Raw genomic sequence first — 12,248 nt, forward strand, 5'->3', positions numbered from 1 at the left:
GACCTACAGGTCGTAGTACAGCTCGAACTCGTGCGGGTGCGGCCGCAGCGCGATCGGGGCGATCTCGTTGGTGCGCTTGAAGTCGATCCAGGTCTCGATCAGGTCCGGGGTGAACACGTTGCCCGCGAGCAGGTACTCGTGGTCGGCCTCCAGCGCCTCCAGGACGGCCGGGAGCGAGGAGGGCACCTGCGGGACGTTGGCGTGCTCCTCGGGGGCCAGCTCGTAGAGGTCCTTGTCGACCGGCTCCAGCGGCTCGATCTTGTTGCGGATGCCGTCGAGGCCGGCCATCAGCATGGCGGAGAAGGCCAGGTACGGGTTGGAGGACGGGTCCGGTGCGCGGAACTCGATCCGCTTGGCCTTGGCGTTGGAGCCGGTGATCGGGATGCGGATCGCGGCCGAGCGGTTGCGCTGCGAGTAGACCAGGTTGACCGGGGCCTCGAAGCCCGGCACCAGGCGGTGGTAGGAGTTCACCGAGGGGTTGGTGAAGGCGAGCAGCGAGGGGGCGTGCCGCAGCAGACCGCCGATGTAGTAGCGGGCGGTGTCGGAGAGCCCGGCGTAGCCCTGCTCGTCGTAGAACAGCGGCGAGCCCTCGCTCCACAGCGACTGGTGGACGTGCATGCCCGAGCCGTTGTCGCCGAAGATCGGCTTCGGCATGAAGGTGGCGGTCTTGCCGTTCCGCCAGGCGACGTTCTTGATGATGTACTTGAACAGCATCAGGTCGTCGGCGGCGTGCAGCAGGGTGTTGAACTTGTAGTTGATCTCCGCCTGCCCGGCCGTGCCGACCTCGTGGTGCTGGCGCTCGACCTCCAGCCCGGCGTTGGCGAGTTCCAGCGACATCTCGGCGCGCAGGTCGGCGAAGTGGTCGACCGGCGGGACGGGGAAGTAGCCGCCCTTGTACTTGACCTTGTAGCCGCGCGCGTCGCCCTCGGCGGCGCCGGTGTTCCAGGCGCCGGCCTCCGAGTCGATGTGGTAGAACGACGCGTTGGCGCTGGTCTCGAAGCGGACCGAGTCGAAGACGTAGAACTCGGCCTCGGGCCCGAAGAACGCGGTGTCGGCGATGCCGGAGGAGGCCAGGTAGGCCTCGGCCTTCTTGGCGACGTTGCGCGGGTCGCGGCTGTACGCCTCGCCGGTGACCGGGTCCTGGATGAAGAAGTTGATGTTGAGGTGCTTCTCGGTCCGGAAGGGGTCGAGCCGGGCCGTGGCGAGGTCCGGGACGAGGGCCATGTCGGACTCGTGGATGGCCTGGAAGCCGCGGATCGACGAGCCGTCGAACATCAGGATCTCGGACGGGTCGAAGGTCGCCGCAGGTACGGAGAAGTGCTGCAAGACGCCCGGCAGATCGCAGAAGCGGACGTCGACGAACTTCACATCGTTGTCCTGGATGAACTGCTTCACTTCGGCGGCGTTGTTGAACATCCATCCTCCTCGGCGTGCGAATGGGGCTCACCCTAGGAATGGGTCGTTTCCAATCGGTGACCCGCTCGTTTCCTAGATGTTAACCACGCCCCCCGGGCGGGTGGCAAAGACGTACGGGACGGGGCAAATCACCCCGCCGACCTGGGCGACCTCCGGCAAGTGGTCTGGACCACTGGGAAAGTGCCAGGGAACGCCCCGCGAGCGGGATTCACCCGGTCGTGGACGGCGCCCCGCCCCGAGGGGTGCCGGTGGCGGTGCGCGACGTGAGCCCGGTTAGTGTGGATTCGTGGACACCAGAGAAGCGTTGGGATCGTGGATCGACGGCCCTAAGGCGGCCGCCGAGAAGATGGGCGCCGACTTCGGCTACCGCGGCGAGCGCCTCGGGCTGCCCGAGGAGGGCCCCGGCTCGATCGCCGGCCCCGGCCGCCGGATCGGCGCCCTGTTCGTGGACGGCTGGCTGGTCGCGATGATCTCCTACGGGCTGATCGCCCGCGGTGACCAGGCCGAGGCCAACCTGTGGACCAGCCCGCTGTACTTCCTCGTCGCGGCCCTGCTGCTCTCCACGACCGGAACGACGGTCGGCAAGCGGCTGTTCGGCCTCCGGGTGGTCCGTCTGGACGGCGGCCGCGCGACCATCCCGCAGGTCCTGCTGCGCACCCTGCTGCTCTGCCTGGTGGTGCCCCCGCTGGTCTGGGACCGCGACACCCGCGGCCTGCACGACAAGGCGGTCGGCACCGTCGAGGTCCGCCTCTAGTCACCGCGCCCGGGGCGCCTCCTGCCCCGGAACGTCGGAACGGCCCCGCTGCGGAAGCTCCGCGGCGGGGCCGTTCTGGTGTGGTCGGGGGAGGGTCAGCGGACCTGGCCGCCCTTGGGCATCCGGGCACCCTTGGGCATCGGGCCCTTGGGGATCGGCGCCTTGGAGAGCAGGTCGCCCAGCGCGCGCAGGCGGTCGTTGGTCTCGGTGACCTGGGCGGCGGTGATGGCGCGGGGCAGGCGCATGAGGTGGATCTGCAGCTTCTTCAGCGGGATCTCGCCCTCGCCGTTGCCCACCACGATGTCGTGTACCGGCACGTCGCCGACGACACGAGCCATCTTCTTCTTCTCGGAGGCCAGCAGCTGGCGCACCCGGTTCGGGTTGCCCTCGCCGATCAGCGCGATGCCGGCCCGGCCCACGGCGCGGTAGACCGCGTCCTGGTTACGGGTGACCGCGACCGGCGTGGTGCTGGAGCTCCAGCCGCGCCGGATGTTGTTCAGCACCGCCGCGACAGCGCCCGGCTGCCCCTCCATCTGCCCGAACGCGGCGCGCTCGGCCCGGCGCCCGAAGACGATCGCCATGGCCAGCACGGCCACGATGAAGCCCAGGATGCCCAGGTAGACGGGGTGGTCGATCGCGAAGCCGATGGCGAGGAACACGCCGAAGGTCAGCAGGCCGACGCCGGCGATGATCAGGCCGATCTTGGTGTCGACCTTCTTGGTCATGGTGTACGCCAGGCGGATCTGCTTCAGTCGCCCGGGGTTCTCGGATGTTTCCCTCGCCATAACGCTCATGGTACGTGGCACCGGTGCGGGATATCCAAGCCCGGGTACCCGTTCGCACCGAACCGTGACCCGTGTGCCCGTGCCCCGTCGCGCACAGCGACATCGGGGGCCTCACCGACCTCGGGGTGTCACCGCCGTGGCCTCACCGCTGTACGGAGCGCAGCCTCACCGCCGAACGGACCGCGGCCTCACTGCCGTACGGGCCGGGTTCCTGCCGTCCCCACGACCGCCTCGGCCGCCGTCTCGGTCGCCACCGGCGCGTCGTGCCGGCGGTCCGCCGCGTACTGGCGGTTCTCGCACACCGCCGCCCAGGCGTTGCGGCGTGCGTGCTGCTGGCCGGGTGCCAGCAGGACGCTCTCGGCGAACCGCAGCGCCGCCCCCACCGATCGGATCCGCATCTCCATGCCGAACAGCTCCTCTCGTGTGGCTGAGAAGAATCGAACGCCTGCTGGGCGTCCATCATCCCCACCCCGTGTTACCAGCCCGTGACCAGGCAGTCAAAGCGTGGTGAAACGCGAAAGGGCGGAGCCGCCGCTCCGCCCTTCCAATGGCTCAGTCCTGTCGGTCAGGTCAGACCGCGGCCTGCTCGCGCCGCTCCAGCGCCTGCCGGTACAGCCGGCCGGCCCGGTACGACGAACGCACCAGCGGGCCCGACATGACACCCGCGAAGCCCAGCTCCTCGGCCTCCTGCTGGAGCTCGACGAACTCCTGCGGCTTCACCCAGCGCTCCACCGGGTGGTGACGCAGCGAGGGGCGCAGGTACTGGGTGATGGTGATGAGCTCGCAGCCGGCGCCGACCAGGTCGGCGAGCGCCTGGCTGACCTCCTCGCGGGTCTCGCCCATGCCCAGGATCAGGTTGGACTTGGTGACCAGCCCGGCCGCGCGGGCCTGGGTGATGACGTCCAGCGAGCGCTCGTAGCGGAACGCCGGGCGGATCCGCTTGAAGATCCGCGGCACCGTCTCGACGTTGTGCGCGAGCACCTCGGGACGGGAGGAGAAGACCTCGGCCAGCTGCTCGGGCACCGCGTTGAAGTCGGGGATGAGCAGCTCGACGCCGGTGCGGCCGGCCGCGCGGTCGGCGGTCATCGCGTGCACCTGGCGCACGGTCTCGGCGTACAGCCAGGCGCCGCCGTCCTCCAGGTCGTCGCGGGCGACGCCGGTGATGGTGGCGTAGTTGAGGTCCATGGTGGCGATGGACTCGGCGACCCGGCGCGGCTCGTCGCGGTCGAACTCGGCGGGCTTGCCGGTGTCGATCTGGCAGAAGTCGCAGCGGCGGGTGCACTGGTCACCGCCGATGAGGAAGGTCGCCTCGCGGTCCTCCCAGCACTCGAAGATGTTGGGGCAGCCGGCCTCCTGGCAGACCGTGTGCAGCCCCTCCTTCTTCACCAGCGACTGGAGGGCGTTGTACTCCGGGCCCATCTTCGCGCGGGTCTTGATCCACTCGGGCTTCCGCTCGATGGGGGTCTCGCTGTTGCGGACCTCCAGGCGGAGCAGCTTCCTGCCGTCGGGCGCGACAGCGGACACGTGCGACTCCTAGAACTAGACGGGGTACCCCCAGGGTACGCCTGTGGTTGTACGGCCTTCGCCGGGCCTGCCGCCCTGCAATCGCAGGGCAACACGGCTACCGGTCAGTAGATTCCCAGTGCTCAGGGGTTTCGGTGGCTGAGCGCCGGTCGAGTCGGCGGCTCGGCACCGGCCGGTTCACCGGCTTGGCACCGACCGGGTCAGCGGCTCAGTGCCGGTTCGGGCAGCTCGGCGAAGAGCTCCGCCAGGTGCCGCTCGACCACCGGCGCCGCCTCGGCGACGGAGAGCCCCCGCTTCAGCTCGCCGGAGAGCGAGGCCACGCCCGCGTCCCGGATGCCGCACGGCACGATCTTGTCGAACCAGGTCATGTCCGGGTCGCAGTTGAGCGCGAAGCCGTGCATCGTCACGCCGCGGGCGACCCGCACGCCGATCGCGGCGAGCTTGCGGTCGTCACCGCGCTGCCCGGCGTTGGAGGGCGCGTACTCGGGGCCGGCCAGCCGCGGGTCGATGCCCAGCGGCAGACCCATCCGCAGGGTCAGCTTGCCGATGTCCACCACCTGGGCCGGGTCCACCACGGCGTCCGGGATGGACCGGCCCAGCACCCAGACCCCGCTGCGGCCCTCGACCCGGGTGGTCCCGATGCCGAACTCGGCGGCGGCGCGGATCAGCGCCTCCTCCAGCCGGCGGACGTAGGCGATGACGTCGATCGGGTCGGGCAGCTTGACGATCGGGTAGCCGACCAGCTGGCCGGGGCCGTGCCAGGTGATCTCGCCGCCCCGGTTGACCTCGACCACCGGGGTGCCGTCCAGCGGCAGGTCGGCGGGGTTGGTGCGCTTGCCCATGGTGTACACGGACTGGTGCTCCAGGAGCAGGACGGTGTCGGGGATCTCGTCCGCGACCCGCAGCGCGTGCAGCCGCTGCTGCTCCTCCCACGCCTCCTGGTAGGACACGGTGCGCTCACCTATGCCCATGTGTACAAAACGCACGTTCTCGCTCATGCGCCCGCCTCGCCGCGCTCGGCAGTCACTTCGCGAGACGCGCTGCCTTTGATTGTCCGCTCGCTTCGCTCGCTCACCGAATCGCGCTCCTTGCCAGGCGTTCGAGACCAACCTGGCCACTGTACGCCCCGGCCCGTTCGGATCTTTCAGCCGTCCTGCTCGTTCGTCCCGCCCGGTCGGCCCGCTCGGCCGCCCGCGAGCAGCTGCAGCCGCAGCGCGAGCTGGAGCTCCAGCGACCGCTCCGGGTGGTTCCAGTCCCGTCCGAGCAGCGCCTCGACCCGGTCCAGCCGCTGGACCACCGTGTTCACGTGGACGTGCAGCTCGTCCTTGGCCCGGGTGAGGCTGCCGCCGCAGTCGAAGTAGGCGCGCAGGGTGCGGACCAGCTCGGTGCCGCGCCGGGCGTCGTAGGCGAGCAGCGGGCCGAGGGTCGCGCCGACGAAGCCGTCCACGTCGTGGCCGTCGCCGAGCAGGACCCCGAGGAAGCCGAGCGCGCGGGCCGAGGCGCCCTCCCCGGCGCGGCCGAGCACCCGCAGCGCCCGTACGCAGCGCAGGCCCTCGGCGTACGAGGCGGCCAGCGCGGCCGGGCCGGCGCAGGGGCGGCCGGCGCCGACGGTGACCGGGAAGCCGGCCAGCCGGGCCAGCCGCTCGGCGGCCTGCCGGGCGGTCTCCTCCGGGTCGTCGGTGCCGCCGGCCTCGACGGGCACCAGCAGCACCACCGCCTCGCCGTGCTCGGCGCTGACGCCCCGGGAGCCGAACAGGTACCGCCGGGCCGCGCCCGCCAGCCGTCCCCGGTCGGTGCCGGTCGGCTCGGTGGTCCCGGCGGCGGGCTCGGCGACCAGCACCAGGTGCGGGCGGGCAAGGTCCACGCCGAGCCGGCGGCCGCGCGCGGTGAGTGCGGCGGGGTCGCGCTCGGGCGCGGTGAGCAGGTCGGTGAGCAGTTCGCCGCGGACCCGGTTCTCGGTCTCGGCCACCGAGCGGCGCAGCAGCAGGAGGAGCGCGGTCACCACGCTGGCCCGCTCGAACAGCCGCCGGTCGGCGTCGTCGAGGTCGGGCCGCCCGCGCAGCACCATGGTGCCGAGGGTGTCGTGTCCGGCCAGCACGGCGCAGACCCACAGCTCGCCGTGGCGTACGGACCGCCCCTCGGTGCGGGAGGCGGTGACCGCCCCGGCCAGCTCGGCGGCGGGCGCGGACCGTCCGGCGAGCGGCTCGCCCTCGGCGTCGAGGACCGCTATCTCCCCGTCCAGCAGCGCCGCGACGGCGGCGGCGACGTCCGGCACCTCGGCGCCGCGCAGCACCAGGTCGGTGAGCCGGTCGTGCGCCTGCTCGGCGCGCTGGACGGCGGCGGAGTGGGCCCGGACCAGCTCGTTGGCGGCGTTCAGCTCGGCGAGCGCGGCCCGGGTGTCGGCCAGCGACTTGGCGGTGTCCAGGGCGATCGCGGCGTGCGCGGCGAGCGTGCAGAGCAGCGCGACCTCGTCGGGGGAGAAGGCGCGCGGCGAGCGGTCGGCGGCGAACAGCACGCCGATGACCTGCCCGCCGAGCAGCAGCGGCACCCCGATGATCGCCACCAGGCCCTCGTCCAGCACGCCCGCGTCGATGGTGCCGGTGTGGTGGAAGCGTTCGTCGGTGCGGTAGTCGGGGGTCGCGTACGGACGGGCGGTCTGCGCGACCAGGCCGCCCAGTCCGTCGCCGAGGCTCAGCCGCAGGGTCTGGAACAGGACGGAGACCGAGCCGTCGGTGACCCGCATGTAGGTGTCCCCGGCGGCCTCGTCCGGCAGGGTCAGGTACGCGGTGTCCGTGCCGAGCAGCATCCGGGCCCGGCGGACGATCGCCTGGAGCACGGTGTCCAGCTCCCGGGAGGCGGCGAGGTCCCCGGCGGTGTCGAACAGCGCGGTCAACTCGGCTTCCCGGCGCCGGTGTTGTCGAAGGGTGCGGTGGACCCGCAGGGCCTGCCAGGTGGCGTCGTCGATCTCGGCGAGGACGGTGGCCGGCGCCCCGCGGCGGCGGGCGTCGGCCGACACGTCGGCGAAGTCCTCGGTGGCGGCGCCCGAGGCGAGCAGGTCGAGCAGCCGCCGCAGCGCGGGCGCGGCGCTTTCGTGAGGGTGGGTCATGGTGCGTGCCGCCAATCGGCAGTGGGGCGGAAGCGCGATAGTAACGGCTGGGCCCTCAGGCCGTGGCGGGCTTCGCGACCGGGGTGGTGTCCGTCGCCTGCGCCTCGACCTCCGCGAGGTCCTGCCCCTTGGTCTCCCGTCCGCAGAGCACCGCGAGGACGGTGATCGCGGCCGCGATGGCGACGTACACCGAGATCGGCGTCGTGCTGCCGTAGTCCTTGAGCAGCGCGGTGGCGATCAGCGGTGCGGGCGCGCCGGCTGCCACGGAGGAGAACTGGGCCCCGATCGAGGCGCCCGAGTAGCGCATCCGGGTGGCGAACAGCTCGGAGAAGAAAGCGGCTTGCGGCGCGTACATCGCGCTGTGGAAGACCAGCCCCACGGTCACCGCGACCACCAGCGACCCGAAGGACTGCGTGTCCACCATCCCGAAGAACACGAACGCCCAGACCCCGACCCCGGCCGCGCCCACCAGGTACACCGGCTTGCGCCCGACCCGGTCGGACAGCGCGCCGAACACCGGGATCAGCGCGAACTGGATCGCGGAGGCGATCAGCACGGCGTTGAGCGCGCTCTGCTTGGCGAAGTGCGCGTGCGTGACCGCGTACGTCAGCACAAAGGTGGTCATCACGTAGTACGAGATGTTCTCGGCCATCCGCGCCCCCATCGCGACCAGCACCTCCCGCCAGTGGTGCCTCAACACGCTGACCAGCGGCGGCTGTTCGACCGTCGCCCGGTTCTGCTGCGCGGCCAGCGCGGCCCGGAACAGCGGCGACTCGTCCACCGCCAGCCGGATCCACATCCCGACCGCGACCAGCACCGCCGACAGCAGGAACGGCACCCGCCACCCCCACGACAGGAACGCCGCGTCCGACTGCACCGAGGTCATCAGCGACAGCACCCCCGCCGCCAGCAGGTTCCCGGCGGGAGCCCCGCCCTGCGGCCAGGACGCCCAGAACCCCCGCCGCCGCTGGTCGCCGTGCTCCGACACCAGCAGCACCGCCCCGCCCCACTCGCCGCCGAGCGCGAACCCCTGCACCAGCCGCAGCGCGGTCAGCAGCACCGGCGCCGCGACCCCGACCGAGTCGTACGTCGGCAGCAGCCCGATCGCCGTCGTCGACCCGCCCATCAGCAGCAGGCTCACCACCAGCAGCTTCTTGCGCCCGACCCGGTCCCCGAAGTGCCCGAACACCAGCGCCCCGAGCGGCCGCGCCGCGAACCCGATCGCGTACGTCAGGAACGACAGCAGCGTCCCGGTCAGCGGGTCGGTGTTCGGGAAGAACAGCTTCCCGAACACCAGCGCCGCCGCCGTTCCGTACAAGAAGTAGTCGTACCACTCGATGGTCGTGCCGATCAGGCTGGCAGCCACCACTCTCGGGAGCGAGCCGGTCGCCGCCGAACCACGTGCAGGGGCGTTCATGTGCCACCACTTCCAGGACAGATGGGGGACGGTGTCGCCACAAGGTAGGAACCCCGCGCCCCCGGGACTATGTGCCCGACCCACACAGTCCGGGGGGTGGCTATGACCGGCCACCCCATAACGACCCCCCACCGCCCACTCACGACGACGGCCCGCGCCCCCGGTACGTCCGAGGCGCGGGCCGATCGGTGTGCTGTGCGCGGGGAGTGAGGTGGCGAGACGGGTCAGTGGGCCGTCCAGCCGCCGTCGACGGGGAGGCTGGCGCCGGTGATGTAGGAGGCGGCGGGGGAGCAGAGCCAGAGGGCGAGTTGGGCGATCTCGGCGGGTTCGATGAGGCGCTTGACGGCGGTGCGGTCGAGCATGATCTGCTCGACGACCTCGTCCTCGCGGATGCCGTGGGCGAGTGCCTGGGCGGCGATCTGCTTCTCCACCAGGGGAGTTCGGACGTAGCCGGGGTTGATGCAGTTGCTGGTGACGCCGTGCGGCGCGCCCTCCAGCGCGACGGTCTTGCTCAGGCCCTCCAGGGCGTGCTTCGCGGTGACGTACGCGGACTTGAAGGCACTGGCCCGCAGGCCGTGGACGGAGGAGACGTTGACGATCCGTCCCCACTCCCGCTCGTACATGTGCGGCAGGGTCCGGCGCAGGATGCGGAACGGGGCCTCGACCATGACGCGTTGGATGAGGGTGAAGCGGTCGGGCGGGAACTCGTGCACGGGCGCGATGTGTTGGAGCCCGGCGTTGTTGACCACGATGTCGGCGTCGTCCGGCAGGGCGTCCACGGCCTCGGGGTCGGAGAGGTCGGCGACGATCGGGTGCCCGCCGATCCGCTCCGCGAGCTCCTCGGCCGGAGCGGCCGCGAGGTCGACGACGTAGACCCGGGCGCCGGCCGCGGCGAAGGCCTCGGCGCAGGACCGGCCGATGCCCGAGGCGGCTCCGGTCACCAGGGCCGTACGGCCGTCGAGCGGGCGGGCTGTAGTGGTGTCCATGGCCGAGAACGGTAGGAATCCGGCGGTCCGGCTCCCATGTGGTGGGCCGCCACAGCGTCCCGCCGGGCTATGGCGGCAACCACTACGACCCTCGATCGACGGTTCGACCGCGGAAGGCCAAACCCATGATGACCGCGCTTCCCCACAATGGGCGCGGTTGCTTCACCCGTTCGGAGGATTGCTCGGTCAGATCCACCCATAGCGCCCGAATGCTCGCTACATTCACGCCGATTCCCGACAGGGGGCGCCGCCCCAGGCAGCCGAAGTGCTGGTAGAGCCCGGTGCGACGTCCGAGAGGTGTTGACAGACATGCCCCAACGGCCTGCAACCGACAGCCCGGCGTACGGACCGCTCGACCCGCTCGGCCAGCACCGAGGTCCGGTCGGCCGGACCCTTCCGGACGCCCCCGACACCCTGGCTCACAACGCCCTGACCGGCGACACGCTGACCGCCGACGCCCCGACCGCCGACGAACGGCGGATGCCCACGCAGGCCACACCCGACCGGCACGAGCCCCCCGTCGCCCCCGCGCGGAGCACCGGGCACTCCGGCCCTGCCCCGCAGAACGGACAGCTCGCCGCGCTGATCGAGGAGGCCGGCTTCTCGCACGCGGGCCTGGCCCGCCGGGTCGACCAGCTCGGTCTGGAGCACGGCCTCGACCTGCGCTACGACAAGACCTCGGTCACCCGCTGGCTGCGCGGCCAGCAGCCCCGCGGCGCCACCCCGGCCCTGATCGCGGAGGTCTTCACCCGCCGCCTCGGCCGCCGCCTCACCGCCCAGGACCTCGGTCTGGACGCCTGCGCCCCGGTGTACGCCGGGCTGGAGTTCGCCGAGACCCCGCAGGAGGCGGTGGACATCGTGGCGAGCATGTGGCGCAAGGACAACGGCCCGCAGTCCGAGCTGCGCCGGATCGCCTTCACCCCGGCCGGCCTGGTCGTCCCCAGCCGGGACTGGCTGATCGGCCGCACCGACGAGCGGGTCGCCCGGGACGGCTCCACCCTGGCCCGCCCGGACACCGCCACCGGCCCGTCGACGGCCGGCACCACCCCGGGCGCGACCCCGGGCGCCCTCACCGGCGCGCCCGCGCAGAGCGCGCCCGGCGCGTCTCCCGCGAGCGCGGCGCGCGGACCGGCCCCCGGCGCCCCCGGCCCGCACGGTGCCGCCGCCCTGCACACCGGCCCCGGCGCGCCCACCGCGCGCAGCACGGCCGGGACGACCGGCACTGCCCCCACCATCGGGCGGGTGCCCACCCAGAGCCGTCGCCCGCCGGTCGCCGTCGAGCCGCCGTACACCGACCCGGCCCGCGAGTCCCGCCCCGCGCTGCGGGTCGGCCGCGGCGACATCGCCGCCATCCGCGCCGTCGGCGACCTCTTCCGCGCGCTCGACCACGCCTACGGTGGCGGCCACGCCCGCCAGGCGCTGGTCCGCTACCTGGAGAGCGAGGCCGAGCCGATGCTGCGCGGCCGCTACGGCGAGCAGATCGGCCGGGCCCTGTTCGGCGCGGTCGCCGACCTGACCCGGCTGGCGGGCTGGACGTCCTTCGACATCGCCGCACACGGCCTCGCCCAGCGCTACTTCGTCCAGGCGCTGCGGCTGTCCCAGGCCGCCGGGGACCGCGCGCTCGGCGGCTACGTGCTGGTGACGATGAGCCAGCAGGCCGTCCACCTCGGCCACGGCCGGGAGGCGGTCCAGCTCGCCAGGGTCGCCCAGCAGGGCGTGGGCACCGCCGTGCCGCCGGTGGTCCAGTCGCTCATGCACGCCGCCGAGGCGCGCGGGCACGGCCTGCTGGGCGACGTCCGGTCCTGCACCACCGCCCTGGTGCGCGCCGAGCGGGCGCTGGCGGCGTCCCGTACCGGCGACGAACTGCCCTCCTGGGCACGGTACTTCGACGAGGCGCAGCTCTCCGACGAGTTCGCCCACTGCTACCGGGACCTCCAGCAGTGGCGCACCGCCGCGCAGCACGCCGAGAAGTCGCTGCGGCTGCGCTCGCCCGCCTACGCGCGCAGCCGGATCTTCTGCCGGCTGGTGCTGGCCACCGCCCGGCTCGGCATGGGGGACCTCGACGAGGCGTGCACCATGGCCACCGACGCGCTGCGGGCGGCGGGCGAGATGCGCTCGGCCCGCTCGCTGGAGTACGTCCGGGACTTCCACCGCCGCCTCACCCCCTACCGCGGCAGCCCGGTGGCCCGCGCCTTCGAGGAGACGGCCCGCCAGGCGGGGGTGATCTGACCACCGGAGGGCGGTGTACGACGAGGAGGGC

10 protein-coding genes are annotated in these 12,248 nt (G+C 72.5%); 2 read left to right on the top strand and 8 right to left on the bottom strand.

Annotated elements, in window-relative coordinates; genetic code table 11:
* Positions 1–3 precede the first annotated feature (3 nt).
* A complete protein-coding gene (gene glnA, locus ACZ3TI_RS06585) occupies positions 4–1,416 on the bottom strand; it encodes a type I glutamate--ammonia ligase (RefSeq protein WP_465724052.1) in 1,413 nt (470 codons plus the stop codon).
* A gap of 286 nt (positions 1,417–1,702) precedes the next feature.
* On the opposite strand from glnA, the gene ACZ3TI_RS06590 reads away from it, so the two are divergent.
* A complete protein-coding gene (locus ACZ3TI_RS06590; protein WP_465724054.1) occupies positions 1,703–2,170 on the top strand; it encodes an RDD family protein in 468 nt (155 codons plus the stop codon).
* Between the two features lie 95 nt (positions 2,171–2,265).
* Here ACZ3TI_RS06590 and ACZ3TI_RS06595 read toward each other — a convergent pair whose 3' ends face one another.
* The 7 genes from ACZ3TI_RS06595 to ACZ3TI_RS06625 form a co-directional block, all read right to left on the bottom strand.
* Positions 2,266–2,964 carry a DUF4191 domain-containing protein gene (locus ACZ3TI_RS06595; RefSeq protein ID WP_465724056.1) on the bottom strand — a complete coding sequence of 233 codons (699 nt, stop codon included), beginning with the start codon at positions 2,962–2,964 and terminating at the stop codon, positions 2,266–2,268.
* A gap of 179 nt (positions 2,965–3,143) precedes the next feature.
* Positions 3,144–3,359, bottom strand: a complete 216-nt coding sequence (locus tag ACZ3TI_RS06600; RefSeq protein ID WP_465724058.1) for an SCO2195 family GlnR-regulated protein — start codon at positions 3,357–3,359, stop codon at positions 3,144–3,146.
* 166 nt (positions 3,360–3,525) lie between these two features.
* On the bottom strand, positions 3,526–4,479 hold the full coding sequence (lipA, locus tag ACZ3TI_RS06605; RefSeq protein WP_465724060.1) for a lipoyl synthase: 954 nt from the start codon (positions 4,477–4,479) through the stop codon (positions 3,526–3,528).
* 200 nt (positions 4,480–4,679) lie between these two features.
* Positions 4,680–5,477, bottom strand: coding sequence for a lipoyl(octanoyl) transferase LipB (gene lipB, locus ACZ3TI_RS06610; RefSeq protein WP_465724062.1), 798 nt, complete (start codon positions 5,475–5,477; stop codon positions 4,680–4,682).
* 146 nt (positions 5,478–5,623) lie between these two features.
* On the bottom strand, positions 5,624–7,585 hold the full coding sequence (locus tag ACZ3TI_RS06615; RefSeq protein ID WP_465724064.1) for a helix-turn-helix domain-containing protein: 1,962 nt from the start codon (positions 7,583–7,585) through the stop codon (positions 5,624–5,626).
* Positions 7,586–7,640: 55 nt separating this feature from the next.
* The gene (locus ACZ3TI_RS06620; RefSeq protein WP_465724066.1) at positions 7,641–9,002 is read right to left on the bottom strand and encodes an MFS transporter; all 1,362 of its coding nucleotides are present in this window, start codon (positions 9,000–9,002) and stop codon (positions 7,641–7,643) included.
* A 224-nt stretch (positions 9,003–9,226) separates the two neighbouring features.
* Positions 9,227–9,988 carry a 3-hydroxybutyrate dehydrogenase gene (locus ACZ3TI_RS06625; RefSeq protein WP_465724068.1) on the bottom strand — a complete coding sequence of 254 codons (762 nt, stop codon included), beginning with the start codon at positions 9,986–9,988 and terminating at the stop codon, positions 9,227–9,229.
* 309 nt (positions 9,989–10,297) lie between these two features.
* On the opposite strand from ACZ3TI_RS06625, the gene ACZ3TI_RS06630 reads away from it, so the two are divergent.
* On the top strand, positions 10,298–12,217 hold the full coding sequence (locus ACZ3TI_RS06630) for a regulator (RefSeq protein ID WP_465724070.1): 1,920 nt from the start codon (positions 10,298–10,300) through the stop codon (positions 12,215–12,217).
* Positions 12,218–12,248: the final 31 nt, after the last annotated feature.

This window comes from Kitasatospora sp. NPDC023120 (genome assembly GCF_055560835.1).